Here is a 25,220-nt window from a genome sequence, read left to right as displayed (position 1 = left end):
GGGGAAGCACCGACCACCGCGCCGGCGCCGGGACCGGGTCGCTAGGCTGACCGTACCCAGCCTGACCGGCTTCCGCTCTGAGGAGGAACCCAGCGTGTCCAGCAGCAGCCCGGACGAGCGCACGCTCGTACTGATCAAGCCCGATGCGGTCCGTCGTGGCCTGGTCGGCGAGATCATGTCCCGCTTCGAGCGCAAGGGGCTGCGGATCGACGCCATGGTGTCCCGCACGATGGACGCCGCGCTGGCCGACGAGCACTACGCCGAGCACGTCGACAAGGCGTTCTATCCGCCGCTGAAGGCCTTCATGACCGGCGGTCCGCTGGTGGCCCTGGTGCTCTCCGGCGACGAGGTCATCGACGTGGTGCGTGGCCTGATCGGGTCGACCGACGGGCGCAAGGCCGCCGCCGGCACCATCCGGGGCGACCTCTCGCTGTCCAACCGGGAGAACCTGGTGCACGCCTCCGACTCGGTTGACAGCGCCAAGCGCGAGATCGCGCTCTGGTTCCCCGAGCTGGTCTGACCCTTACCGGAGTTCGCGCCGCCGCCCTGGTGCCGCTCAAGCTGGCGGCGCCCACCCGGACCGCTCACGCCGTCCAGGCCAGCTTGTCCGGGTTCGCCACCAGGAAGACGTCGGTGATCCGGCCGGCGGCGGTGCCCAGGGTGACTGCGTACCGGGCGCCGCCGGCGGTGACCACCACGACGGCCGGCTGGCCGTTGAGTTCCGTGTGGTGCACGGTGAGCGGCCAGCCCTTGTCCCGGATGCCCAGCAGGAACCGGGCGACCCGGTCGGCGCCGGTCACCGGGTTGCGGGCGGCCCGTACCCGGCCGCCGCCGTCGCTCCACGCGGTGGCGTCGGCGGCCACCAGTTCGGTCAGCGCCGCCAGGTCACCGTCGTTCGCGGCGGCGACGAACGCGTCCAGCAGCCGTTTCTGTTCCGCCCGGTCGGCGGTGAACCGGCGCTGGTCGCGCCCGATCCGACCGCTGGCCCGATGGTGCAACTGCCGGCAGTCCTCGGCGGAGCGGTCCAGCAACTCGGCGATCTCGGCGTACGGCAGCTCGAAGGCGGTGTGCAGGACGTAGACCGCGCGCTCCGGCGGGGTGAGGCGTTCCAGCAGGTGCAGTAGCGCGGTGGAGAGCGAATCACGCAGTTCGGCGCGTTCCAGCGGACCGAACGGTGACGGTGCGGTCGCCACCGGCTCCGGCAGCCACGGCCCGACGTACGCCTCCCGGGCCGCCTGCCGGGCCCGCAACCGGTCCATCGCCAGGTGGGTCACCACCCGGGACAGGTAGCGGCGCGGTTCGCCCACGCTGGCGCGGTCCACCCGGATCCACCGCAGGTACGCCTCCTGGAGGATGTCCTCGGCGTCGTGCCGGCTGCCGAGCAGCCGGTAGGCCAGGCCGAGCAGCATCGGCCGGTGCGCGCTCAGCGCACCGGCCGCGTCCGCCGCGTCGACCGGGTTCAGTCGTCCGCCGGCAGCTCGTTGCGGAAGGTCACCGCGATCCGGTTCCACACGTTGATTGTGGCAATTGCCAGGACCAGGTCGGCGAGAGCCTTCTCCGGCCAGACCTTCGCGGCGGCGTCCCACACGTCATCGGGCACCCCGTGCTCGCCGAGCCGGGTGACCGCGTCGGTGAGCGCCAGTGCGGCCCGCTCCCGCTCGTCGAAGAAGGGCGCCTCGCGCCAGGTGGCCACCGCGAACAGCCGCCGGCTCGACTCACCCGTGCCCAGCGCCTCCTGGCTGTGCATGTCGACGCAGTACGCGCAGCCGTTCAGCATCGACGCGCGCAGCTTCACCAACTCCAGCACCGTGTGTTCCACGTTGGCCCGGACGTACTTCTCCAGCCCCATCACACTCTGGAACGCCCCCGGCGCCACCTCGGCCACATTCATCCGCTGCACAACGACCTCCATCCGCTGTATCCCGACACCCCCACGACGCCCCACCCCCACCCCGCCGTGACACCCACCCCCTGTGACCCCGCCCACGCCGCCACCCCCCACCGGCCGGTTGATCAAGAAGTTTGCGTCGCCGGGTCGCCGGGACCTCGACGCAAACTTCTTGATCAACGGGGGAGGTGGGGGTGGGGGAGGTGGGGTGGGGGAGGTGGGGTGGGGGAGGTGGGGTGGGGTGGGGTGGGGTGGGTTATGGGGAGGAAGGGGGGTGGGTGGGGTGGGTAGTATTGGGGGAGTGGCGATGATCCGGCTATCACCGGGGAGCTTTCGGAAGAACGGCTGGGTGACCGGCCTAGTAGAACCGGACGGGACCGGCCCGTTACAGCCGGCCAACGAGCGGGCGGTCGATCTCGGCCGTCAAGCGGGGTGGTACCGCGGGCCTGGCCCGGGGCGCTGGTGACGGCGTACCGGTGACGGGCTCGTCCTCGCAGACCCACACGACAGTGAGCGTCAGCGAGGAGAGCGACCCCCGATGGCCTATCCGTTGCACGACCCGACCGCTGCCGGCGTCCCGGCGAGCCCGGACCTGCCCGCGGTCGAGCGCCGGGTCCTGGAGCACTGGACGGCTGACAAGACCTTCGAGGCCAGCGTCGAGGCCAGGCCGGCTTCCGGCCGACAGTCGGAGACGACGACCGGCGACGTGGGCGCCGCCGACAACGAGTACGTCTTCTACGACGGGCCGCCGTTCGCCAACGGCCTGCCGCACTACGGCCACCTGTTCACCGGGTACGTCAAGGACGTGGTGCCGCGCTACCAGACGATGCGGGGCCGGCGGGTGGAGCGGCGCTTCGGCTGGGACTGCCACGGCCTGCCCGCCGAGGTGGTGGCCGAGAAGCAGCTCGGCATCACCAGCAAGGCGGAGATCCTCGACCTGGGCGTGGCCCGGTTCAACGAGGCGTGTCGCACCTCGGTGCTGGAGTTCACCCACGACTGGGAGCGGTACGTCACCCGGCAGGCCCGCTGGGTCGACTTCGCCAACGACTACAAGACCCTCGACCTGGACTACATGGAAAGCGTCATGTGGGCCTTCAAGACCCTGCACGACAAGGGCCTGGTCTACGAGGGCTTCCGGGTGCTGGCGTACTGCTGGCGGTGTGAGACGCCGCTGTCGAACACCGAGACCCGGATGGACGACGTCTACCGGGACCGGCACGACCCGACGCTGTCGGTGTGGTTCGAGCTGACCGCCGACGAGTCCGCGCCGGAGTTGGTCCGTGGGCCGGTGCGCCTCGGCGTCTGGACCACCACGCCGTGGACCCTACCGTCGAACCTCGCACTCGCCGTCGGCCCGGAGATCGAGTACGCGGTGCTGGAGCGCGACGGCTCCCGCTACCTGGTGGGCGCCGGGCGGCTGACCGCGTACGCCAAGGAACTGGAGGGGTACGAGCAGGTCGGCACGGTGCGGGGCGCGGACCTGGTGGGGCGGCGGTACACGCCGCTGTTCGACTTCCTGGTCGAGCAGGCCGGGCCGAACGCGTACCAGGTGCTCGGCGCGGAGTTCGTCACCACCGAGGACGGCACCGGGATCGTGCACCTGGCCCCCGCCTTCGGTGAGGACGACCAGAACGTCTGCAACGCCGCCGGCATCCCGACCATCGTCACCGTGGACGACCACACCCGGTTCACCGCGCTGGTCCCGCCCTATCAGGGCGAGCAGGTCTTCGACGTCAACAAGCCGGTGATCCGGGAACTGAAGGACCGGGGGGTGGTGCTCAAGCAGGACACCTACACCCACTCGTACCCGCACTGCTGGCGCTGCGACACCCCGCTGGTCTACAAGGCGGTGTCGTCGTGGTTCGTCGCGGTGACCAAGTTCAAGGACCGGATGGTCGAGCTGAACCAGCAGATCAACTGGACCCCCGGGCACATCAAGGACGGCTCGTTCGGCAAGTGGCTGGCCAACGCCCGGGACTGGTCGATCAGCCGGAACCGGTTCTGGGGCTCGCCGATCCCGGTGTGGCGGTCCGACGACCCGAACTACCCCCGGATCGACGTGTACGGGTCGCTGGCGGAGATCGAGCGGGACTTCGGCGTACGCCTGACCGACCTGCACCGGCCGGCGGTGGACGACCTGGTCCGCCCCAACCCGGACGACCCAACCGGGAAGTCGACGATGCGCCGGGTGCCGGAGGTGCTGGACTGCTGGTTCGAGTCCGGCTCGATGCCGTTCGCCCAGGTGCACTACCCGTTCGAGAACGCGGACTGGTTCGAGCACCACTACCCGGGCGACTTCATCGTCGAGTACATCGGGCAGACCCGGGGCTGGTTCTACACCATGCACGTGCTGGCCACCGCGCTGTTCGACCGGCCGGCGTTCCGCAACTGCCTCAGCCACGGCATCCTGCTCGGCTCGGACGGGCGCAAGATGTCCAAGAGCCTGAAGAACTACCCGGACGTGTACCACATCTTCGACGCGTACGGCTCGGACGCGATGCGCTGGATGCTGATGTCCTCGCCGGTGCTGCGCGGCGGGGACATGGCGGTCACCGAGTCGGGCATCCGGGACGCCGTCCGGCAGGTGCTGCTGCCGCTGTGGAACGTCTGGTACTTCTTCTCCCTCTACGCCAACGCCGACGGCTACCTGGCGAAGCGGAAGACCGATGCCGCGCCGGCTGGTGGCGACGCCGCCGGCACCCTGCTCGACCGGTACGTGCTGGCCAAGACGAACGAACTGGTCGCCACGGTCAGCGCGCAGATGGACGCGTACGACATCTCGGGCGCCTGCGCGACCGTGCGGTCCTACCTGGACGCGCTGACCAACTGGTACGTGCGCCGCTCGCGGGACCGGTTCTGGGCCGGCGACGCCGACGCGTTCGACACGCTGTGGACGGTGCTGGAGACGTTGTGCCGGGTGGTGGCGCCGCTCGCCCCGCTGACCGCCGAGGAGATCTGGCGTGGGCTGACCGGTGAGCGGTCGGTGCACCTGACCGACTGGCCGTCGGCGGAGCAGTTCCCGGTCGACCACGAGCTGGTGGCCGCGATGGACAACGTCCGCGCGGTGGCCTCGGCGGCGCTGTCGCTGCGCAAGGCCAAGGGCCTGCGGGTCCGGCTGCCGCTGCCGACGCTGACCGTGGCCAGCCCGGTCGCCGACCAGCTGCGTCCCTTCACCGACCTGGTCGCCGACGAGGTCAACGTCAAGCAGGTCGTGGTCACCGACGAGGTGTCGGCGTACTGCCAGCAGGTGCTGACCGTGGTGCCCCGGGCGCTCGGGCCCCGGGTCGGCAAGCAGGTCCAGCAGGTGATCAAGGCGGTGAAGGCGGGGGAGTGGGAGCTGCACGACGGCGCCCCGGTCGCCGCCGGGGTCACCCTCGCCGAGGGCGAGTACGAGCTGCGTCTGGTCGCGGCCGACGCCGAGCACTCGGCGCCGCTGCCCGGCGGTGAGGGGGTGGTGGTGCTGGACACCACGGTCACCCCCGAGCTGGCCGCCGAGGGGCTGGCCCGCGACGTCGTACGGGTGGTGCAGCAGGCCCGCCGCGACGCCGACCTGGACGTCTCCGACCGGATCGTGGCGACGCTCGCCGCCCCGGCGCCGGTGCGGGCGGCGGTGTCGGCGTACGCCGACTTCGTGGCCCGGGAGGTGCTGGCCGACCGTGTCGACTTCGCCGAGGACCTTGACGGCTTCGCCGGTGAGGTCGGCGAGGGTGAGCGCGTGACGGTGGCCGTCCGCCGCGCCTGACGAAGTAAGCAGGGGCCCCTTGTTAACGCCTCAGGTAGTACCAGGGGCCCCTGTTAACACCTGTCATCCAGCCAGCGGACCCGCCCCACCTCGCGCATGACGACGTGCGCGAGTCCGCTACGGTGGCAGCGCCCTACTGCGTACATCACCCATCGTCGGAGGACCAGTGCCGCTGCTCTACACCATCGGCAAGTTCACCGTGGCGCCTACGCTGCGGCTGGCGTTCCGACCGACCGTGGAAGGACTGGAGCACGTCCCGGAGACCGGTGGCGCGATCTTCGCCGGCAACCACCTGTCAGTGGCCGACGAGCTGTTCCTCGGCACGGTAGTGCCACGGCACCTGGCCTTCTGGGCCAAGTCCGAGTACTTCAAGGGCACCGGCGTCAAGGGAAGGTTCTCCAAGTTCGTGCTCACCGGGCTCGGCGCGATCCCGGTGGAGCGGGCCGGGGGCCGGGCCGCGCTGTCCGCGTTCGACGCGGCCATCCCGGCGCTCAAGGAAGGTGAGTTGGTGGTCGTCTACCCGGAGGGCACCCGCTCGCCGGACGGGCGGCTGTACCGGGGTCGTACCGGAGCGGTCCGCCTCGCCATCGCGGCGGGCGTACCGATCATCCCGGTCGGCATGATCGGTACGGAGAAGGTGCAGCCGATCGGCGCCCGGGTGCCGCGTCCCTTCACCGGAAAGATCACCGTCAAGTTCGGTAAGCCGCTGGACTTCACCGGCCGTCCGGACGACCGGCTCTCGCTGCGGCAGATGACCGACGAGATGATGGCCGAGATCCAGAAGCTCACCGGGCAGGAGTACGTCCCCCGGTACGCCCCGGCCCGCGCCCAACCGCCGGCCGCGAGCAGCGACTGACCGACCGGCGCGGCCACCGGCTGCGGGCAACGGCGCAGGTCCCGGTCACGCCGACCGGCGCGGCCACCGGCTGGGGGCACCGGCTGCGGCTACCGGCTCGGCCACCGGCTGGGGCAACTGCGCAGGCGCCGGTCACGGCGGGTTCGAGGCACGCCGCTTCTCCTGGTCGCGTACCGCGTCGACGTCGCCGAGGCGGTTCAGCTGGGCCATCGTCCGGGCCATCCGGGCGTTGGCCGGGATCCGGTCCCGGTTGCGATCCAGGAACGACCAGTAGCCGGCGGTGAACGGGCAGGCCCGCTCACCCAGGCGGACCTTCGGGTCGTAGCGGCAGCCGCCGCAGTAGTCGCTCATCCGGTTGATGTACGCGCCGCCGGCCACGTACGGCTTGGTGCTCATCCGCCCCAGGTCGGCGTACTGGCTCATGCCGACGACGTTGACGGTCATCACCCAGTCGTAGCCGTCGACGAAGCTGCGGTGGAAGAAGTCGACAAGTTCGGTCGGCCGCCAGCCGCGTTGCAGGGCGTAGTTGCCGAGCACCATGAGCCGGGGGATGTGGTGCACCCAGCCGTGGTCGCGTAGGTCGGCGAGGACATCCGACAGGCAGTGCGCCTGCACCGCGTCGGCGTCCAGGTCGCGGAACCAGGTCGGCACCGATCCGCGGGCGCCCAGCGCGTTGCCACGCCGGTAGCCGGGCTCGAAGTACCAGTACAGGTTCCAGACGAAGTCCCGCCAGCCGAGGATCTGCCGGACGAAGCCCTCCACGCTGGCCAGCGGCACCCCCTGCGTGCGGTACGCCTGCTCCGCGCCACGGATCGCCGCCATCGGGTCGAGCAGCCCGAGGTTGAACGAGGAGGAGAGCAGGCTGTGCGCCAGCCACGGGTCGCCGGCCAGCATGGCGTCCTCGTACGGGCCGAATCGGGGCAGCCGGTGCTTGAGGAAGTGCCGGAGCCGCGACTGTGCCTCCCGCGAGGTCACCGGGAAGCGGCGCGGGCCGTCCCGCCCGACGAACCGGATGCCCTCCCGTTCCCACCGGTCCAGGTCGGCCCGGACCTCGGCGTCGATGTCGTCCTCCCGGGGCATCGCGGGGGGTGGTACGTCGAGCCGCTCGACGCCCTTGGGCGGCGGTTGTCGGTTCTCGGTGTCGAAGCTCCACCGGCCACCGACCGGCTCGTCGCCGTCGACGAGCACCCGGTGGTGCTCCCGGGCGAACCGGTAGAAGGTCTCCATCCGCAGCGCGCCGCGCCGCCCGTCCGCCCAGTCGGCGAACTCGTCCAGCCCGGTGACGAAGCCGCGCGGCGGCAGGACGGTCACCCGGTCCAGCCCACGAACGAACTCCAGCGCCGCCCGGGAGGTCGGGTGGCAGACCTCCAGCGGCTCGCGTACCCGGCGTAACGCCTGCCGGTAGGTCTCGGCGCGCAGGAAGATCGCCTGGTCACCGAGTTCGGCTGCCCGGTGGCGCAGGGCGGAGAGCACCAGGTGCGCCTTCTGCCGATGGAAGGCCCGACGGCGGAAGACCGCCTTGGACTCGATCAGCAGCACCGGCTGGCGGCGGTCGTCGAGGAAGTGCGGTCCGAGTTGGTCGGCGAACAGCCAACGCCGCGGCATGCCTGCGATTGTCCCTCGCGGGAAGCCGCCGGTGGGCGGGGAGGCTTCAGTTCATCCGGTCGAGACGATCTGCTCCCGTAGCGTGCCGAGCAGGCGGGCGCTGTCGTCGACGGAGAGACCGGTGAAGACCGCGCTGGTGAGGCTGCCGTGGTCGACCGAGGTGCAGACGACCACCCCGGTGCCGTCGGAGTTGCCCACCGCGCAGCGCTCGTGCCGGCCCCGGACGCTGCTCTCCACCACCTGCGTCTCGCCGAGGGCGTACTCCTTGGTGAGCCGTTCCATCTCGGCGTCGGCGTCGGCCGACGGGGTGAACCGGAACCCGGTGCCACCGAAGACGGTCACCCGCTTGCCGGCGCTGGTGCTGTAGACCCCGGCGAAGGTGTCCTCGGCGAGCCAGTGCGCCTGGCGCATCTGGGTCTCCAACTGCTGGGCCGCCTGGGTACTGCGTGGGTCCTCCCGTAGCCGCAGGTCCGCAACCTGTGCCGGGAGGGCGGCGTTCGCCGGGTACTGGGTGAACATCGGCATGCCGTAGTAGGCCGGGCAGCCACAGCAGCAGGCCAGGGTCAGCAGCAGCATCCAGGGCCAGCGGCGCCGTCTGCGTACCGGGACGGGGACGTACCCGGCGGGCGGCTGCCACCCCGGCGGCGGTGCGGCCGGCGGGGCCTTCTTCGCCTTCCGGCCCCGGGCGGGTGGCGGCGGTGGCCCGCCCGGCGCCGGTGGCCGGGCGGCCGGCGGCGCGGGTGGTGGGGCCTGGTGGGCCGGCGGCGCTGGGTAGCCGGGCGGCGGATAGCCCGCCGGCGAGTAGGTCGGCGGCGACGGCGGATAACCCGGCGGCGGTGCCGGTCGCGCGGGGGACTGCGCCGCTGGCGGTGGGTACCCGGCGGGCTGCGGGGGGTACGCCGACGGCTGGTGGGCCGGCGGTGCCGGTGACAGCGGGGGTGCCGGCGGCCCGGAGTACGGCCGGGTCGGCGGCGGGGCCGGGTACGACAGCGTCGGCGGCAGGGCCGGAAAGTCAGCCGAGGGCAGCTCCCACCCGCTGGTGTCGACCCCCGCCCACGGGTCGACCGGGGTCTGGTGCTCCGGCTGGTGGGCCGCCGCGACCGGCGGCGGTGGGGTCGGCTCGGCCGACTCGCCCCACGTCGGGCGGCGCGGCGGTGCCGGCGGTACGGCGGCAGATCCGCTCCAGCGTGGCGAGGCGGGTTCGTCGTCCGGCACCGGTTGCCCCAGCACGCGGGTGCCCTGCGGACCCACCTCGGCGGCTGCCGGTGCGGTGGCGGGAGATTCGTCGTCCGGCTCGATCGTGGCCGGCTGCCCCTCGACGGGCTGACCGTCAGCGGGCTTGTCCTGCGGGGCGGTGCCGGTCGGGGCGGCGGTCTCGGTCTCTGCGGGCAGCGCGGCCGTGGTGGCGGTCTCCCCGGTGGTGCGCTGTCGCGTCGGCTCGTCGTCGGGATCCGGCTGCGCGCTGGACTCCGGCTGCTCGCTGACCAACGGGGTGGCCTGCTCCTGGGTGACCGCCGGCTCCCCGTCCGGCGGTGCCTCCGGACGGTTCCCGTCGACCGGCCGGTCTGCACCCGGCTGCGGCTCCGGCATCGCGGCAATCTCCTCTCACGCCGACCCGAGGTTAGTACCGTTGTGCCACCGTGGCCGAATCAGGCCGGCCGTAGCGCAGCCGAGCGACCTTCTCCGCCGCGTCGGTTCGCGGCCGGGGGCCGGGCCGCTCATGGCGACCGCTGGCCTGGCGGGTCGAAGGGACAGGTGTGGCGCGGGTGCCGGCGATCGGGCGCGTACCCTTGGGCATCATGAGCCCGTCCACCACACCGCGCCCCGTCGCGGCCAACTCCGTGTGGCCCCGACTGGAGCCGCTGCTGCCCCAGGTGACCAAGCCGATCCAGTACGTCGGTGGTGAGCTGGGCGCAGTGGTCAAGGACTGGGACGCGGCGACCGTACGGTGGGCGCTGATGTACCCGGACGCGTACGAGGTCGGCCTGCCCAACCAGGGTGTGCAGATTCTCTACGAGGTGCTCAACGAGCTGCCCGACACGCTCGCCGAGCGGACGTACGCGGTCTGGCCGGACCTGGAGAAGCTGATGCGCGCCCACGGCGTGCCCCAGTTCACCGTGGATGCCCACCGGCCGGTGCGCGACTTCGACCTGTTCGGCGTGTCGTTCGCCACCGAGCTGGGCTACACCAACCTGCTCACCGCGATCGACCTGGCCGGGATTCCGCTGCTCGCGGCCGACCGTACCGACGACGATCCGGTGATCGTGGCGGGCGGGCACGCGGCGTTCAACCCGGAGCCGATCGCCGACTTCGTCGACGCCGCGGTGCTCGGCGACGGCGAGGAGGCGGTGCTGGAGATCACCGCGATCGTGCGGGACTGGAAGGCCGAGGGGCGTCCGGGCGGCCGCGACGAGCTGCTGCTGCGGCTGGCCCGCACCGAGAGCGTCTACGTGCCGCGCTTCTACGACGTGGACTACCTGCCCGACGGCCGGATCCAGCGGGTCGTACCGAACCGGGCGGACGTGCCGTTCCGGGTGCACAAGCGTACGACGATGGACCTGGACGCCTGGCCGTACCCGAAGAAGCCGCTGGTCCCGCTGGCCGAGACGGTGCACGAGCGGTACGCGGTGGAGATCTTCCGGGGTTGCACCCGGGGGTGCCGGTTCTGCCAGGCGGGCATGATCACCCGGCCGGTCCGCGAACGCTCCATCACCACGGTGGGGCAGATGGTGCAGCAGGGGCTGGAGTTCTCCGGCTTCCACGAGGTGGGCCTGCTGTCGCTCTCCTCGGCCGACCACTCCGAGATCGGCGACATGTGCTCCGGCCTGGCCGAGCAGTACAAGGGCACCAACGTGTCGCTGTCGCTGCCGTCGACCCGGGTGGACGCGTTCAACATCGAGCTGGCCCAGGAGCTGTCCCGCAACGGGCGGCGGACCGGTCTGACCTTCGCCCCGGAGGGCGGGTCGGAGCGGATCCGCAAGGTGATCAACAAGATGGTGTCGAAGGACGACCTCATCCGTACCGTGGTCACCGCGTACACCAACGGCTGGCGGCAGGTGAAGCTCTACTTCATGTGCGGGCTGCCCACCGAGACCGACGAGGATGTCCTGGAGATCGCCGACATGGCGCACGAGGTCATCCGCGCCGGCCGGGCCGCGACCGGTTCCAAGGACATCCGCTGCACGGTCTCCATCGGCGGGTTCGTGCCGAAGCCGCACACCCCGTTCCAGTGGGCGGCGATGGCCCGGCCGGAGGTCATCGACGGCCGGCTCAAGCTGCTCAAGCAGGCGATCAACGCGGACCGTTCGCTGGGCCGGGCGATCGGCTTCCGCTACCACGACGGCGAGCCGTCGCTGATCGAGGGCCTGCTCTCCCGGGGGGACCGTCGGGTCGGCGCGGTGATCCGCAAGGTCTGGGAGAACGGCGGCCGGTTCGACGGCTGGAGCGAACACTTTTCGTACCAGCGCTGGGTGGAGGCCGCCGACGAGGTGCTGCCCACCTTCGGGGTGGACCTCGACTGGTACACCACCCGCGAGCGCGAGGAGTTGGAGGTCCTGCCCTGGGACCACCTGGACTCGGGCCTGGACAAGGACTGGCTCTGGCAGGACTGGCAGGACTCGCTCAGCGAGTACGAGCAGGACGACTGCCGGTGGACGCCGTGTTTCGACTGCGGGGTCTGCCCGGCGATGGACACCGAGATCCAGATCGGCCCGACCGGCCGGAAACTACTCCCGTTGACCCCGGTCAACGGCCTGAGGCTGCCCACCGGCGCCCAGCAGTGACCCGGTTGGTCCGCCAGCGAGGAGCATGAAGATCAGTAAGAGACCACAGCCCGAGGGTGGCCAGGCGCCGGTCGTCCAGCGCCTGCGGATCCGGTACGCCAAGCGGGGCCCGTTGCGGTTCACCTCGCACCGGGACTTCGCCCGGGCGTTCGAGCGGGCGCTGCGCCGCGCCGGGGTGCCAGTGGCCTTCTCGCAGGGCTTCACCCCGCACCCCAAGATCTCGTACGCCAGCGCGGCGCCGACCGGGGTAGCCAGCGAGGCCGAGTACCTGGAGGTCGGCCTGCGTGAACCCGTCGACCCGGAGGCGCTGCGCAGCGCGTTGGACGCCGCGCTCTCGCCCGGCCTCGACGTGCTCGACGCCGTGGTGGCCACCGGCGGCGGGTTGGCGGAGCGGATCGAGGCGTCCCGGTGGCGCATCGAGCTGCCGCAGGTGGATCCCGAGGTGCTGGGCAAGGCCGTGGCCGTCTTCAGCGCCGCCGAGCAGGTGCAGGTCGAGCGGATGACCAAGCAGGGGCGGCGGACCTTCGACGCGCGTGCCGCAGTCATTGCCATCGATGTGAGTGCCCCGTCGGCGACGCCTTCCGGGGGATCGGCCGTACCGTGTGCGATACTCGAACTGGTCGTACGGCAGGTCACCCCGTCCGTACGGCCCGATGACGTCCTTTCCGGCCTCCGCGTGGTGGCCGGCCTGGAGCCGCCGGTGGCCCCGAAGGTGATCCGGCTGGCTCAGGGCACGCTGACCGCGCAGGGTGCGATCGTGGATCCGCTGGACGCGGATCGCGACGGGGCAACCATCGGCGGACGCTGACCGACGGTCGGCGTCCAGGCAGGCAGACTTCGCCGGTCGCGCACGCCGTGCGCCCGGGGAAACACTTTTGCGGCCTCCCTGCGTGGCAGCGCTCACCCGCGCCCGGGGAAGCCAGAACTGGAGAACGTCCATGCTCGAGAACGAGCCCGAGGGCGGCGAACGGACCGGTGCGAACCCGGCCGACGAGACCGCCGAGCACAACATCGCCGACCCGGCGAGTGGGGCTGGCGGCGCCGCTGCGCCGCCGGAGCCGGTCGACGCCGCCAGTACACCGGAGGACGCCACCGACACGGTGAGCGGTACGGCCGACCTGGCTGGCGCCTCGGCCGTCGAGGAACCGCCCCGGCGGCGGGCCACCCGGCGGCGAACCACCCCGGTCAGCCCGCCCGAACAGACCGACGCCCCAGTGGAGGCGCTGGGTGCGCCGGCCGTGGGCAGTGGGGAAGCGCCTCAGGCCGAGGTCCTCGCCCCGGTCTCCGGTGACCTCGACGCCGCACCCAAGACCACGCGGCGGCGCCGTAAGGCCACCACCGCCCAGAAGAGCACCGAGGAGCCGCTGGCCGCGGCCGAGGTCGAAGCTGCCGCCGGTGACGTCGTACCGCCGGTCAAGGTGACCCGTACCCGGCGCCGGAAGGCCGCGCCCGCGGCGGTCGAGATCCCGGCGGAGCCGCCGGTCACCGACGAGCCGGTGGCCGGGGCACCGGAGACCGCCGCCGAACCCGCCGCCGAACCCGCCGCCGGGACCGACTTCGGAGCCGGCGCCGCGCCGGTCGAGAACGCGGCTGACGTACCCACCGACGAGCCCGCCGAAGGCGAAGAGCCGGCACCGGCGGCGGTCGAGCCGGCCCCGGAGACGCCGCCGGCTGCGGAGGCGGCCGTGGAGCCGGCGCCGGAGCCACGGTCGCGCCGTCGGCGCGCCGCGCTCACCGCGCCGACGGTGCTGTTCATGGCCCCGGAGGAGATCACCGCCGCCCGGGTCGCCGCCGCCGAGCCGGCCGCCGAGGAAGAGGTCGCCGAGGAACCGGCCGAACCGCCCCGTCGCCGCCGTCGTGGCCGCCGGGAGGCCGAGCCGGTGGTGACGGCCGAGGCCGACGAGGAAGCCGCTGCGGAGACCGAAGAGGTCGCCGTGGACGAAGAGGACGAGGAGAGCGCTGCCGGACGGCGGCGCCGCCGGCGTGGCCGCCGGGGCCGGGGACGCGGCAAGGGCGGCGCGGAGGACGCCGAGGACGTCGAGGACGGCGAGGCCGAGGAGGCAATCCAGGCCGAGGCGGACGAGGCGGAGGAAGCCGAGACCGAGACCGACGAGGGGGGCGACGAGGCCGAGGGCGGCGACGGGTTGACCCGTCGGCGTCGGCGTCGCCGCCGCCGGGGTGCCGGCGACACCGAGGGCGCCGCCGATGACGGCGTGCCGACGGTGGTGAAGATCCGAGAGCCGCGTCGTACGGTCGACGAGGTGCAGGGCGTCTCCGGCTCGACCCGGCTGGAGGCCAAGCGGCAGCGCCGCCGGGACGGGCGCGAGCAGCGCCGCACCCGCCCGCCGATCCTCAGCGAGTCGGAGTTCCTGGCCCGCCGGGAGGCGGTCGACCGGGTGATGGCGGTACGCCAGCGCGGTGATCGCACCCAGATCGCCGTCCTGGAGGACGGCGTGCTGGTCGAGCACTACGTCACCCGCAACTCGGCGGGCACCATGGCCGGCAACGTCTACCTCGGCAAGGTGCAGAACGTGCTGCCCAGCATGGAGGCGGCGTTCGTCGACATCGGCCGGGGCCGCAACGCGGTGCTATACGCCGGCGAGGTCAACTGGGACACCACCGGCCTGGAGGGTCGGGCCCGCTCGATCGAGCAGGCGCTCAAGTCCGGCGACTCGGTGCTGGTGCAGGTCACCAAGGACCCGATCGGGCACAAGGGCGCCCGGCTGACCAGCCACATCGCGCTCTCCGGCCGGCACCTGGTCTACGTGCCGGGCGGCAACGCCTCCGGGATCAGCCGCAAGCTGCCGGACACCGAGCGCAAGCGACTGCGGGACGTGCTCAAGAAGTTGGTGCCGGACGGCGCCGGGGTGATCGTCCGGACCGCGGCCGAGGGGGCCAGCGAGGACGAGTTGGCCCGCGACGTCAAGCGGCTCCAGGCGCAGTGGGAGGACATCCAGGCCAAGGCCGCCGAGGGCGGTGCGCCGGTGCTGCTGTACGAGGAGCCGGACCTCGTCATCCGGGTGGTCCGGGACCTGTTCAACGAGGACTTCCGTGAGCTGGTGATCGAGGGCGACCAGTCGTACGACATGGTCGAGTCGTACCTGTCCCACGTCTCGCCGGATCTGCTCGCCCGGCTGCGCCGGCACGTGGGCACCACGGACGTCTTCGCCGAGTACCGGATCGACGAGCAGATCCTCAAGGGGCTCGACCGCAAGGTCTTCCTCCCCTCCGGCGGCCACCTGGTGATCGACCGGACCGAGGCGATGACCGTGGTCGACGTCAACACCGGCAAGTACACCGGTGCCGGCGGCAACCTGGAGGAGACGGTCACCCGCAACAACCTGGAGGCGGCCGAGGAGATCGTCCGCCAGCTGCGGCTGCGCGACATCGGCGGCATCGTGGTGATCGACTTCATCGACATGGTGCTGGAGTCGAACCGGGAGCTGGTGCTGCGTCGGCTGACCGAGTGCCTGGGCCGGGACCGTACCAAGCACCAGGTCACCGAGATCACCTCGCTGGGTCTGGTGCAGATGACCCGCAAGCGGATCGGTGCCGGGCTGCTGGAGGCGTTCAGCGAGACCTGCGAGTGCTGCAAGGGTCGGGGCCTGGTCATCCACACCGAGCCGGTGCCGGAGAAGCCACGGGCCGGCGGCGGGGAGAAGGTCAAGGCGGTCGCCTCGGCCGGCGTGCCGACGGCGGAGCAGCCGACCGCGACGTCCCGGCGTCGGGCGCGCAAGAGCGCCCCGGCCGAGCGGACCGTGGTGGAGGTCACCGAGGCCGACAGTACGAGCACCGCCGACGCCGACTACCACGACACCATGGGCTACGACCTGTCGCGCTACGAGACGCAGACCCCGGCCGCTGCGGACATCGCCGACAGCCAGCAGGGCGAGTCAGCCCGGCTGGCCGCCCCGGACGACCCGGACGCGCTGGCCGAGGACGACGAGGACAGCGGCGAGAGCAGCACCGGGCGCCGTCGCTCCCGCCGGGGTGGCGCACGGCGTCGCACCCGACCCTGACCCGTACGTGGTGGCCCCTCCCGGCGGTGACGTCCGCCGGGAGGGGCCGCGGCGTGCCAGCGCCCGGATCCGATGCGTTAACAGGGGGCCCTTCCGCTACCTGAGGCGTTAACAGGGTGCCCTTCCTTGCGGGTGGGCGGGGGGCGGTTTGGGGTACGGGGCGAGCATGCCGTACGCTTGCCTGCGGCGCACCTTTGTGTGCCGAGTTCCCGTGTGCCCGCGCCGCCGTGCCTCTGCTACCCGGCGAGCCGCCGTGGGAACGACCGACCGGCAACGGTGGGAAAAGACGTTAGCAGCCTCAACGACAGGGAGTCCGCCTCCGATGTACGCGATCGTCAAGACCGGCGGCAAGCAGTACAAGGTCGCCGAAGGCGACGTGATCGAGGTCGAGAAGCTCGCCGGTGCCCCCGGCGACGCGGTGAAGCTCGCCGCGGTGCTCCTCGTCGACGGTGACGACCTGGTGACCGACGCGGCGAAGCTCGCTCAGGTCGAGGTGTCCGGCGAGATCGCCGCGCACACCAAGGGCCCGAAGATCCGGATCCACAAGTTCAAGAACAAGACCGGCTACCACAAGCGCCAGGGTCACCGCCAGCCGCTGACCCAGGTCAAGGTGACCGGCATCTCCAGCGGGAAGTAGGTCGTCCTCCAATGGCTCACAAAAAGGGTGCGTCCAGCTCGCGTAACGGTCGTGACTCCGCGGCCCAGCGACTCGGCGTGAAGCGCTTCGGTGGTCAGGTGGTCAGCGCGGGTGAGATCCTCATCCGTCAGCGTGGCACCAAGTTCCACCCCGGTGACCTGGTCGGCCGCGGTAGCGACGACACGCTCTTCGCGCTGGCCGCCGGCTCGGTCCAGTTCGGCACCAAGCGCGGTCGCAAGACCGTCAGCATCGTGCCGCAGCAGTAGCTCTCCGGCGTAAGCGGGCCGTGGACCTGATGTCCCGGCCCGCTTTGCCATTTCATGTGCGGGGGCGGCCCCGCTGGAAGGATTACGGCGTGACTACGTTCGTTGACCGGGTCGTCCTGCACCTGCAGGCCGGCGACGGCGGGCACGGCTGTGTCTCGATCCACCGGGAGAAGTTCAAGCCGTTCGGCGGCCCCGACGGGGGCAACGGTGGGCACGGCGGCACCGTCTCCCTGGTGGTCGACGCGCAGGTGCACACGCTGCTCGACTTCCACTTCCGACCGCACGTCAAGGCACCGAACGGTCGCGGTGGCGCCGGGTCGAACCGGGACGGCGCCAACGGTGGCGACTTGGTGCTCAAGGTGCCGGACGGCACGGTCGTACAGACCCTGGACGGCACGGTGCTCGCCGACATGGTGGGTGCCGGCACCACCTTCGAGGTGGCCCGGGGTGGGCGCGGCGGGCGGGGCAACGCCTCGCTGGCCAACGCCCGCCGTAAGGCGCCCGGATTCGCCGAGTTGGGCGAGCCGGGTGAGCAACTGGACGTGGTGCTGGAACTCAAGAGCGTCGCCGACGTCGGCCTGGTCGGCTTCCCGTCGGCCGGCAAGTCCTCGCTGATCTCGGTGATCTCCGCGGCCAAGCCGAAGATCGCCGACTACCCGTTCACCACCCTGGTGCCCAACCTCGGCGTGGTCCGGGTCGACAACCACACCTTCACCGTCGCCGACGTGCCGGGTCTGATTCCCGGCGCGGCCACCGGCAAGGGGCTGGGGCTGGAGTTCCTCCGGCACGTCGAGCGCTGCGCCGTGCTGGTGCACGTCATCGACACCGCCACGCTGGAGCCCGGTCGGGACCCGTTGGCCGACATCGACACCATCGAGGCGGAGCTGGAGGCGTACGGCGGCCTGGCCGACCGGCCCCGGTTGGTCGCGCTGAACAAGGTCGACGTGCCCGACGGGCGTGACCTGGCCGACATCGTCCGACCCGACCTCCAGGCGCGTGGCCTGCGCGTCTTCGAGGTTTCGGCGGCCACCCGGGAGGGACTCAAGGAGCTCACCTACGCGATGGCGGAACTGGTGGAGCAGTCGCGGGTGGCGGCGCCGCCGGCCGAGCCGACCCGGGTCGTGATCCGGCCCAAGGCGGTCGACGACGCCGGTTTCACCATCGAGGCGGAGCCGGACGGCTCGTACACGGTGCGGGGCGTCCGTCCCGAGCGGTGGGTGCGCCAGACGAACTTCGACAACGACGAGGCGGTGGGCTACCTCGCCGACCGGCTGGCCCGGCTCGGTGTCGAGGACCAGTTGGCCAAGGCCGGCGCCCAGCCGGGCGACCTGGTCCGCATCGGCGAGCGGGAGTTCGACTGGCAGCCGACCCTCTACGCCGGGGTGGAGTTCGTGCCCGGTGCCCGGGGTCGGGACGTCCGCTTGGAGGAGAAGCAGACCCGGGCCAGCGCGGCCGAGCGGTTGGCCGCCCGGAAGGCTCGCCGGCAGCGGCCCGCCGACGAGGTGGAGTCGACGCCCGACGCGGACGACACCGAATAGTTCCAGCCCGCCCAGGCAACGGCGGCCCCGGCAGGTCGTGGTGCGACACCCTCAGGCGGCGGTTGCACCACGACCTGTCGGTCAGGGACGGTCGAGCGGGGTGTCGAGGGCGCCGCCGGTGCCGGCCCGGTTGGACAGCAGCAGGCCCAGCGCCAGCATGCCGAAGCCGAGCCCCAGGTGCAGGAAGTCGTCGGCACCGTTGACCGGGATGAAGTTTGCCGCGCTCTCGTCCTCGGTGGCCCACCCGTACAGCCACAGGGCGAGATAGATCGCCCCGCCGCCGGCCAGGAAGAGTCGCGCGCCGGCCAGCCGACGGGACAGCACCAGGCCGACCAGGCCGAAGCCGAGGTGCAGCAGGTTGTGCAGGATCGACACCTGGAACACGCCGAGCAGCTTCGCCCCGGAATGGTGCCCGGCGAAGGTCATGTCGCCGTAACCGGTGGTGATGCCCGGGATGAAGCCGGCCACGCCGATGATCAGGAAGAGGGCTGCCACGACCAGGGCGGCGAGTTGGACCCGGCTACGTCCGGAGCGACCGCCGCGTGCCTGATGCGCCATCGATGTCACCTCTGGGAATCCGGGGAACGCCCGCGGCCGACGGGGCGGCGAGGTGTGGCTCTGTGCATGGCGATCTCGCTGGGCCGCTGGTCTTCAATTCTGTAGGCCGGCGGGCTGTCCCGCAGCGAAACGACCAATCAGGCCGGGCCGGGGCCGGCGAGGACGTCCACCCGGCCGGGCCCGTCGTGTTCTCCGGCAGGTCGTCCCCTTCGCGGCGCCCGGGTTCGCTCGGGCGACCTGTCGTTTCGGCGGCAGCGGGCCGGGTAGCGCTCGGGTGGGACGGTCCAATGCCGGACCTCCGGGGTGGAGGAGACATGATGGGCAGCAACGGCGGGAGGTGGGCGCTGCTCGGCGCCGCCACCGTGACCGCGGTCGGTGTCGGACGGGCGGTGGCCCGGCGGCGACGGCGGCACCAGCCCGACGAACAGGACGGCTGGTACGTGGTGCGGCGCGGGGTGACGGTCGACCGGCCAATCGAGGCGGTGATCGGCTTCTGGACCGACCGGGAACGGCTGGACCGCGCCCTGGCCGAGTGGGCGACCCTGGAACAGATCGACGACGAGCACTGGCGGTGTGTGGCGCCGGACACCTCCGGCGCGGGCACCGAGTGGCGGGCCGAGCTCACCGTCACCGGTCCGGGCCGGCTGAGCTGGCGGGTCACCGACGGTCCGGAACAGCAGGGCACGGTCGCCCTGGTGCCGGCACCGCAGGGCCGGGGCACCGAGATCCGGGCCGAGTTGCGGTACCGCTCCGGCCCGGTGCGCCGGGCACTCGGCCTGGCCGGCGGCCACGAACCGGACCTGCGGCTGCGCGACACGCTGCGCCGGGTGAAGTCGCTCATCGAGTGCGGTCAGGTGATCGACACCCGGCATGACCCCTCGGGGCGGAGCCGGGCGCAGGAGCGGGTCACCGACAAGATGCGCGAGCGGCTGTCGACGGGAGGTCGGGCATGAGGGCACTGTGCTGGGAGGGCGTCGGCAAGCTGAAGGTACGCGACGTGCCGGAGCCGACGGTGCGCGCGGACGGAGACATCATCGTCAAGGTACGGGCGAGCAGCGTCTGCGGCTCCGACCTGCACCTGATCAACGGGTTCCTGCCCGCCATGCGGGAGGGCGACATCCTCGGCCACGAGTTCATGGGCGAGGTGGTGGAGACCGGGCCGGGGGTGCGGCGGCTCGCCGTCGGCGACCGGGTGGTGGTCGGCTCGGTGGTGGCCTGCGGCGGCTGCTGGTACTGCCGGACCGAGCAGTACTCGCTGTGCGACAACTCCAACCCGCAGCCGGTCTTCACCGAGAAGCTGTGGGGACACTCGCCGGCCGGCATCATCGGTTACTCCCACGCCGCCGGGGGCTACTCGGGCAGCCACGCCGAGTACGTGCGGGTGCCGTTCGGTGACATCGGTGCGTTCAAGGTGCCGGACGGGGTGCCGGACGATTCCGTGGTCTTCGCCTCCGACGCGTTGCCCACCGGGTGGATGGCCGCGGACTTCTGCGGCCTGACCGGCGGTGAGGTGGTCGCGGTGTGGGGCGCCGGGGGAGTCGGGCAGATGGCCGCTCGGGCCGCACAGTTGCTCGGTGCCGAGCGGGTCATCATGGTGGACCGGCTGCCGCAACGGCTGGCCGCCGCCGCCAACCGGCTCGGCGTGGAGACGATCAACTACGCCGAGACCGACGTGCTGGAGGCGCTGCGGGAGATGACCGCCGGCCGTGGGCCGGACGCCTGCATCGAGGCGGTCGGCATGGAGGCGCACGACGTCGGTCCGGCGTACGCGTACGACCGGGTGAAGCAGGCGACCCGGTCGCAGCTCGACCGGCCGACCTCGGTCCGGCAGGCGATCATGGCGGCGCGCAAGGGTGGCACGGTCAGCATCGTCGGCGTGTACGCCGGGTTCGTGGACAAGTTCCCGCTGGGTGCGGCGATGAACAAGGCCCTGGTGCTGCGGATGGGGCAGATGCACGCCCAGCGTTACATCCCGATGCTGCTGGACCGGCTCGCGACCGGGGAGATCGACCCCGGCTACCTGGCCACCCATCCGATGTCTTTGGAGCAGGGCGCGCGGGGCTACGAGATCTTCGAGAAGAAGCAGGACGGGTGCCTGCGGACGGTGTTGCATCCGGCCTGACCCCGCGAGCCGCCGCCGGCCGTCGACGAGTCACCGCTGCGGCGCGGGGTGGGCCGGCTGGCCCCTCCCATGAGCCGGCGAACCTGGTTCACTGCGATGGCGCGTCGGCGGCGCCGCCCACCCGGGGCGGCGTGCACCCGCGCCGTCGTCCGGCCCGGCCGGACCGTTGGCGTGCGGGGTGCGGCAGGTGGGCCGGCGGGCACCCGGGGGAGGACGCATGCGGGACAACAGGCCGGCGTACTGGCGGCGGTGGATGGCCGGGGCGGTCGGGGGCGGCGGCGAACCGCCGCTGATCGCGCCCGCCCGGCGGATGGTCCGGGCGGATCGCTTCTACACCGCCCACCTTGGCTTCACCGCGCCCGACCTGGCGGCGGCCCGGGAAACGGCGGTCGGATACGCGGAGGCGCTGAGCGTGTTGCGGCCCGAGCTGGCGCTCGGTGCGTCCGCGGTGTCCCCGGCCGACGACTGGCAGCGGGCCGAGCGGCTGTTCTGTGGGGCGGTCGGCCCCGACGACGAGCGCTGCGTCGACGTCGCCGGTCATCCGGGGTTCCACCACGCTCCCGGGCCCGGCGGGCTGGGCTGGGGCGACGGTGACGTCGTCTGACGGCTCGCCCCGGTCCGGCACGGCGGGGACGGGCCCGCCGACCGGGGCAGCACAGCCCGTCGGTCAGTCGAGGTCGAACTCGCCGTCCTGGGCGCCCGCGACGAAGGCGTCCCATTCGGCCTGGGTGAACACCAGCACCGGGCCGTCCGGCTCGGCGGAGTTGCGCATGCCGATCAGGTCGTCGACGAAGGCGACCTCCACGGCGGCCTCGGAGGTGTCGCCTTCGGCCCGCTGCCAGACCGCCCGGGAGAGGTCGAAGTCGCCCTTGGGGTGCGTTGTCATGCTCCAGTCCTCCAGCGTCGGGGGGAAATGGGGACGCCCGCTGGCGGCCCCATCCGGCAGGATAAGCGGATGCCGAGCCTGAGCCGTGCAGAGTCGACCGCGCGTGGCGCGTCGATCGCCGTCGTGTCATATCACGTGGACCTCGACCTGACCGGGGGCGACGAACGGTTCCGTTCGCAGGTCACCATCCGGTTCCGGGCCACCGGCACGGAGACCTTCGTCGAGGTCAAGCCCGCGAAACTGCTGGCGGTACGCCTCAACGGCGGCGACCTCGACCCCGCCGGGCTGGACGACAACCGGCTGTCCCTGACCGGGCTGGCCGAGGAGAACACGCTGACCGTCGACGCGGAGATGGCGTACACCAACACCGGCGAGGGGGTGCACCGCTTCGTCGACCCCGCCGACGGCGAGACCTACCTTTACGCGATGTCCTTCCTGGACGACGTGCAACGCATCTTCGCCGCCTTCGACCAGCCCGACCTGAAGGCGCCGGTCACCCTCTCGGTCACCGCCCCAGCACACTGGACGGTCGCGGCCAACGGCGAGCTGGCCGCCAACCCGGGCCCGGGGCGTTGGGAGTTCGCGCCCACCCTGCCGATCGCGACGTACCTGTTCACCCTGATCGCCGGGCCGTGGCACGTCCGCCGGGACAGCCACGACGGCATTCCGCTCGGCATCTACTGCCGGCGCTCGCTGGCCGAGCACCTGGACGCCGACGCCGAGGAGATCTTCACCGTCACGAAGCAGTGCTTCGACCGTTTCCATCAGCTGTTCGACGAGCGTTACCCGTTCGGCAAGTACGACCAGGCGTTCGTGCCGGAGTTCAACGCCGGCGCGATGGAGAACCCGGGGCTGGTCACCTTCCGCGACGACTACATCTTCCGTTCGGCGGTCACCGACACCCAGCGTGAGTTGCGGGCCACCACCATCGCCCACGAGATGGCGCACATGTGGTTCGGTGACCTGGTCACCATGCGGTGGTGGGACGACCTGTGGTTGAACGAGTCGTTCGCGGAATACCTCGGCACCCGGGTCACCGCCGAGGCGACCCGGTTCGACCAGGCGTGGACCACCTTTGCCCTGCACCGCAAGGCGTGGGGTTACGCCGCCGACCAGCGCCCCTCCACCCATCCGGTGGCGCCGGAGCAGGTCGCCGACGCGGCCGAGGGGCTGCTCAACTTCGACGGCATCTCGTACGCCAAGGGCGCCAGTGTGCTACGGCAACTCGTGGCGTGGCTCGGCGACGAGCCGTTCCTGGCGGGGCTGAACGACCACTTCTCGCGGCACCGGTTCGACAACGCCACCCTGGCGGACCTGCTCGGCAGCCTCGCTGCGGCAAGCGGGCGTGAGCTGACCGACTGGGCGCAGGCGTGGCTGCGTACCGCCCAGGTCAACACGCTTCGGGCCGAGGTGTCCGTGGATGCCGACGGCCGTTACCGGGAGGTGGCCGTCACGCAGACCGCGCCGCTGTCGCACCCGGTGCTGCGCCCGCACCGCATCGGTGTGGGCCGGTACGCCCTGGACGGCAGTGCCGACCGGGTCGAGGTCGATCTGGACCCGAAGGTCGACGGGGGTCGGGCGGTGCTCGCCGGGTTGGCCGGCGAGCAGGCGTCGGCCGTCCTGCTGCCCAACGACGGTGACCTCACCTTCGCCAAGATCCGCCTGGATTCCGCTTCGGCCGACGCGGTGCCGGCGCTGCTGCCCCGGTTGGCCGACCCGTTGCCCCGCGCGTTGCTGTGGGGCGAGGCGTTGGATGCGGCGACCGACGGCGAGCGACCGGTCGGCGCGGTGGTGGACCTGATCGGGGCGGCGCTGCCCTCCGAAACCGAGGTGATCATCGCCGAGGACGTGCTGGCCCTGAGCCGTTCGCTGGTCGACCGCTACCTCGACCCGGCGGCGCGGCAGGCCGCGCTGGCGGTGCTCGACGGGGCCTGCCGCCGGTTGCTCGACGGCGCCCCGGTGGGCGGGTCGTTGCAGCTGGCCGCGGCGCGGGGCCTGATCGCCGCGACCACCGACGGCGACCTGCTCGCCGGCTGGCTCGGCGGCCGGGGCGTACCGGACGGGTTGGCCGTCGACACCGAGCTGCGCTGGAAGATCCTCGGCCGGCTGGTGGTGCTGGGCGCGGCCGGTGCGGCCGAGATCGCGGCGGAGGCGACGGCCGATCCGAGTGCCGCCGGTGCGGAACGCGCCGCCCGGTGCCGAGCCGCCCTGCCCGACCCGGCGGCCAAGCGGGCCGCCTGGGAGATCGTCGTGGCGGACACGGAACTGTCCAACCGGCTGGTCGAGGCGACCGCGGCCGGCTTCTGGCAGCCCGAGCAGGCGCAGCTGACCACGGACTATGTGACCCGCTACTTCGCCGACATGCCGGCCGCCGCGCGGCGGCGTACCCCGTGGGTGGCCGACGAGGTGGCCAAGCTGGCCTTCCCCCGCTACGCCGTGGCGCAGACCACCCGGGAGGCGGCCGCGGCGCTGCTGTCCCGCGACGACCTCACGCCCGGGCTGCGCCGGGTGGTCACCGACGCCGACGACGACCTGCGTCGTGCCCTGGTGGCGCGAACGGTGGTGGCCATCACGATGGCCTGACTTTTGTGGGGGGCCGGGTGCTGTCCGTCACGGCCGGCCTGAGGTGAGCTCGGCTCGGACTACGATCATGGGGTGGCGGAAGACATCCGGCGGATCGGGATCATGGGCGGTACCTTCGATCCGATTCATCACGGGCACCTCGTGGCGGCCAGCGAGGTCGCGGACCGGTTCGGCCTCGATGAAGTGATCTTCGTGCCGACCGGCCAGCCGTGGCAGAAGGCGGACGTCCCGGTCAGCTCGGCCGAGGACCGCTACCTGATGACGGTGGTCGCCACCGCCTCCAACCCACGCTTCCAGGTCAGTCGAGTGGACATCGACCGGGGTGGCCCGACCTACACCGTCGACACCCTGCGGGACCTGCACGCGATGTACGGCCCGAAGGCGCAGCTGTTCTTCATCACCGGTGCGGACGCGCTGGAGCGCATCCTGAGCTGGAAGAATCTGGACGAGATCTTCGAACTCGCGCACTTCATCGGGGTGACCCGGCCCGGGTTCGAGCTGACCGACGCCCACCTGCCCGCCGACACGGTCAGCCTGGTACAGGTGCCGGCGATGGCGATCTCGTCCACCGACTGCCGGGCTCGGGTGGCCCGCGGTGAGCCGGTCTGGTATCTGGTGCCGGACGGTGTGGTGCAGTACATCGCGAAGCGGCGTCTCTACCAGCAGTGATCCGCCGTGTATGTGGTTGATTGGGACGTTTCCGGGCTGAAACTGGTAGGTCGGGTCCACGGGCCGTGT

General features: G+C 72.0%; 20 protein-coding genes. 14 read left to right on the top strand and 6 right to left on the bottom strand.

Translation table 11 applies throughout. From position 1 onward, the window contains the following. The first annotated feature begins 94 nt into the window (after positions 1 to 94). Positions 95 to 520, top strand: a complete 426-nt coding sequence (ndk, locus tag E0H26_RS15985; RefSeq protein WP_131304431.1) for a nucleoside-diphosphate kinase — start codon at positions 95 to 97, stop codon at positions 518 to 520. 64 nt (positions 521 to 584) lie between these two features. On the opposite strand, the gene sigJ is transcribed toward ndk, so the two are convergent. Together sigJ and E0H26_RS15975 are read right to left on the bottom strand one after the other, a co-directional pair. Further along, positions 585 to 1,511, bottom strand: coding sequence for an RNA polymerase sigma factor SigJ (gene sigJ / locus E0H26_RS15980; protein WP_240742203.1), 927 nt, complete (start codon positions 1,509 to 1,511; stop codon positions 585 to 587). Beyond that, positions 1,460 to 1,912 carry a carboxymuconolactone decarboxylase family protein gene (locus tag E0H26_RS15975; protein WP_338106214.1) on the bottom strand — a complete coding sequence of 151 codons (453 nt, stop codon included), beginning with the start codon at positions 1,910 to 1,912 and terminating at the stop codon, positions 1,460 to 1,462. The genes sigJ and E0H26_RS15975 overlap by 52 nt, the downstream gene beginning before the upstream one ends. A gap of 514 nt (positions 1,913 to 2,426) precedes the next feature. Between E0H26_RS15975 and ileS the strand changes: the two genes are divergently transcribed. Beyond that, complete coding sequence (gene ileS / locus E0H26_RS15965; protein ID WP_131304429.1) at positions 2,427 to 5,630, top strand: isoleucine--tRNA ligase; 3,204 nt, start codon at positions 2,427 to 2,429, stop codon at positions 5,628 to 5,630. 166 nt (positions 5,631 to 5,796) lie between these two features. Then, positions 5,797 to 6,486 carry a lysophospholipid acyltransferase family protein gene (locus E0H26_RS15960; RefSeq protein WP_131304428.1) on the top strand — a complete coding sequence of 230 codons (690 nt, stop codon included), beginning with the start codon at positions 5,797 to 5,799 and terminating at the stop codon, positions 6,484 to 6,486. Positions 6,487 to 6,618: 132 nt separating this feature from the next. On the opposite strand, the gene E0H26_RS15955 is transcribed toward E0H26_RS15960, so the two are convergent. Further along, positions 6,619 to 8,091, bottom strand: coding sequence for a cryptochrome/photolyase family protein (locus E0H26_RS15955; RefSeq protein WP_131304427.1), 1,473 nt, complete (start codon positions 8,089 to 8,091; stop codon positions 6,619 to 6,621). 51 nt (positions 8,092 to 8,142) lie between these two features. Continuing rightward, complete coding sequence (locus E0H26_RS29975) at positions 8,143 to 9,681, bottom strand: hypothetical protein (RefSeq protein WP_131304426.1); 1,539 nt, start codon at positions 9,679 to 9,681, stop codon at positions 8,143 to 8,145. A gap of 206 nt (positions 9,682 to 9,887) precedes the next feature. Here E0H26_RS29975 and E0H26_RS15945 point away from each other — a divergent pair, with 206 nt between their 5' ends. The 6 genes from E0H26_RS15945 (at position 9,888) to obgE (ending at position 18,333) form a co-directional block, all read left to right on the top strand. After that, complete coding sequence (locus tag E0H26_RS15945) at positions 9,888 to 11,873, top strand: TIGR03960 family B12-binding radical SAM protein (RefSeq protein ID WP_131304458.1); 1,986 nt, start codon at positions 9,888 to 9,890, stop codon at positions 11,871 to 11,873. Positions 11,874 to 11,898: 25 nt separating this feature from the next. Next, on the top strand, positions 11,899 to 12,681 hold the full coding sequence (locus E0H26_RS15940) for a TIGR03936 family radical SAM-associated protein (protein WP_131304425.1): 783 nt from the start codon (positions 11,899 to 11,901) through the stop codon (positions 12,679 to 12,681). 130 nt (positions 12,682 to 12,811) lie between these two features. Then, positions 12,812 to 15,892, top strand: coding sequence for an Rne/Rng family ribonuclease (locus E0H26_RS15935; protein ID WP_131304424.1), 3,081 nt, complete (start codon positions 12,812 to 12,814; stop codon positions 15,890 to 15,892). Between the two features lie 322 nt (positions 15,893 to 16,214). After that, a complete protein-coding gene (rplU, locus tag E0H26_RS15930; RefSeq protein WP_131304423.1) occupies positions 16,215 to 16,529 on the top strand; it encodes a 50S ribosomal protein L21 in 315 nt (104 codons plus the stop codon). Between the two features lie 11 nt (positions 16,530 to 16,540). Further along, complete coding sequence (gene rpmA, locus E0H26_RS15925; RefSeq protein WP_131304422.1) at positions 16,541 to 16,795, top strand: 50S ribosomal protein L27; 255 nt, start codon at positions 16,541 to 16,543, stop codon at positions 16,793 to 16,795. 89 nt (positions 16,796 to 16,884) lie between these two features. Beyond that, the gene (gene obgE / locus E0H26_RS15920; protein WP_131304421.1) at positions 16,885 to 18,333 is read left to right on the top strand and encodes a GTPase ObgE; all 1,449 of its coding nucleotides are present in this window, start codon (positions 16,885 to 16,887) and stop codon (positions 18,331 to 18,333) included. Between the two features lie 81 nt (positions 18,334 to 18,414). Here the strand turns inward: obgE and E0H26_RS15915 are convergent, their stop codons facing one another. Further along, complete coding sequence (locus E0H26_RS15915) at positions 18,415 to 18,891, bottom strand: DUF4383 domain-containing protein (RefSeq protein WP_131304420.1); 477 nt, start codon at positions 18,889 to 18,891, stop codon at positions 18,415 to 18,417. 314 nt (positions 18,892 to 19,205) lie between these two features. Between E0H26_RS15915 and E0H26_RS15910 the strand changes: the two genes are divergently transcribed. From E0H26_RS15910 to E0H26_RS15900, 3 genes are all read left to right on the top strand, one after another. Then, complete coding sequence (locus E0H26_RS15910) at positions 19,206 to 19,844, top strand: SRPBCC family protein (protein ID WP_131304419.1); 639 nt, start codon at positions 19,206 to 19,208, stop codon at positions 19,842 to 19,844. Next, on the top strand, positions 19,841 to 21,013 hold the full coding sequence (locus E0H26_RS15905) for a zinc-dependent alcohol dehydrogenase (RefSeq protein ID WP_131304418.1): 1,173 nt from the start codon (positions 19,841 to 19,843) through the stop codon (positions 21,011 to 21,013). The genes E0H26_RS15910 and E0H26_RS15905 overlap by 4 nt, the downstream gene beginning before the upstream one ends. Positions 21,014 to 21,230: 217 nt before the next feature. Continuing rightward, positions 21,231 to 21,617, top strand: a complete 387-nt coding sequence (locus tag E0H26_RS15900; RefSeq protein WP_131304417.1) for a hypothetical protein — start codon at positions 21,231 to 21,233, stop codon at positions 21,615 to 21,617. A gap of 63 nt (positions 21,618 to 21,680) precedes the next feature. Here the strand turns inward: E0H26_RS15900 and E0H26_RS15895 are convergent, their stop codons facing one another. Further along, positions 21,681 to 21,899 carry a DUF397 domain-containing protein gene (locus E0H26_RS15895; protein ID WP_012014682.1) on the bottom strand — a complete coding sequence of 73 codons (219 nt, stop codon included), beginning with the start codon at positions 21,897 to 21,899 and terminating at the stop codon, positions 21,681 to 21,683. Between the two features lie 69 nt (positions 21,900 to 21,968). Between E0H26_RS15895 and pepN the strand changes: the two genes are divergently transcribed. Both pepN and nadD read left to right on the top strand, forming a co-directional pair. Beyond that, positions 21,969 to 24,482, top strand: a complete 2,514-nt coding sequence (gene pepN / locus E0H26_RS15890) for an aminopeptidase N (RefSeq protein ID WP_131304416.1) — start codon at positions 21,969 to 21,971, stop codon at positions 24,480 to 24,482. Positions 24,483 to 24,554: 72 nt separating this feature from the next. Beyond that, positions 24,555 to 25,151, top strand: a complete 597-nt coding sequence (nadD, locus tag E0H26_RS15885; protein WP_131304415.1) for a nicotinate-nucleotide adenylyltransferase — start codon at positions 24,555 to 24,557, stop codon at positions 25,149 to 25,151. Positions 25,152 to 25,220 lie beyond the last annotated feature (69 nt).

This window comes from Micromonospora zingiberis (assembly GCF_004331455.1).
Taxonomy (GTDB): Bacteria; Actinomycetota; Actinomycetes; order Mycobacteriales; family Micromonosporaceae; genus Micromonospora; species Micromonospora zingiberis.
Note: the sequence above shows the minus strand (reverse complement) of the source record. Positions and strands in the feature narration are given on the sequence as shown.

Bases quoted from the DNA above. Each gene is read 5' to 3' on its own strand.
- E0H26_RS15975 (WP_338106214.1), bottom strand. From the start codon at position 1,912: ATGGAGGTCGTTGTGCAGCGGATGAATGTGGCCGAGGTGGCGCCGGGG.
- ileS (WP_131304429.1), top strand. From the start codon at position 2,427: ATGGCCTATCCGTTGCACGACCCGACCGCTGCCGGCGTCCCGGCGAGC.
- E0H26_RS15955 (WP_131304427.1), bottom strand. From the start codon at position 8,091: ATGCCGCGGCGTTGGCTGTTCGCCGACCAACTCGGACCGCACTTCCTC.
- E0H26_RS29975 (WP_131304426.1), bottom strand. From the start codon at position 9,681: ATGCCGGAGCCGCAGCCGGGTGCAGACCGGCCGGTCGACGGGAACCGT.
- E0H26_RS15940 (WP_131304425.1), top strand. From the start codon at position 11,899: ATGAAGATCAGTAAGAGACCACAGCCCGAGGGTGGCCAGGCGCCGGTC.
- E0H26_RS15935 (WP_131304424.1), top strand. From the start codon at position 12,812: ATGCTCGAGAACGAGCCCGAGGGCGGCGAACGGACCGGTGCGAACCCG.
- rplU (WP_131304423.1), top strand. From the start codon at position 16,215: ATGTACGCGATCGTCAAGACCGGCGGCAAGCAGTACAAGGTCGCCGAA.
- rpmA (WP_131304422.1), top strand. From the start codon at position 16,541: ATGGCTCACAAAAAGGGTGCGTCCAGCTCGCGTAACGGTCGTGACTCC.
- E0H26_RS15915 (WP_131304420.1), bottom strand. From the start codon at position 18,891: ATGGCGCATCAGGCACGCGGCGGTCGCTCCGGACGTAGCCGGGTCCAA.
- E0H26_RS15910 (WP_131304419.1), top strand. From the start codon at position 19,206: ATGATGGGCAGCAACGGCGGGAGGTGGGCGCTGCTCGGCGCCGCCACC.
- E0H26_RS15905 (WP_131304418.1), top strand. From the start codon at position 19,841: ATGAGGGCACTGTGCTGGGAGGGCGTCGGCAAGCTGAAGGTACGCGAC.
- E0H26_RS15900 (WP_131304417.1), top strand. From the start codon at position 21,231: ATGCGGGACAACAGGCCGGCGTACTGGCGGCGGTGGATGGCCGGGGCG.
- E0H26_RS15895 (WP_012014682.1), bottom strand. From the start codon at position 21,899: ATGACAACGCACCCCAAGGGCGACTTCGACCTCTCCCGGGCGGTCTGG.
- pepN (WP_131304416.1), top strand. From the start codon at position 21,969: ATGCCGAGCCTGAGCCGTGCAGAGTCGACCGCGCGTGGCGCGTCGATC.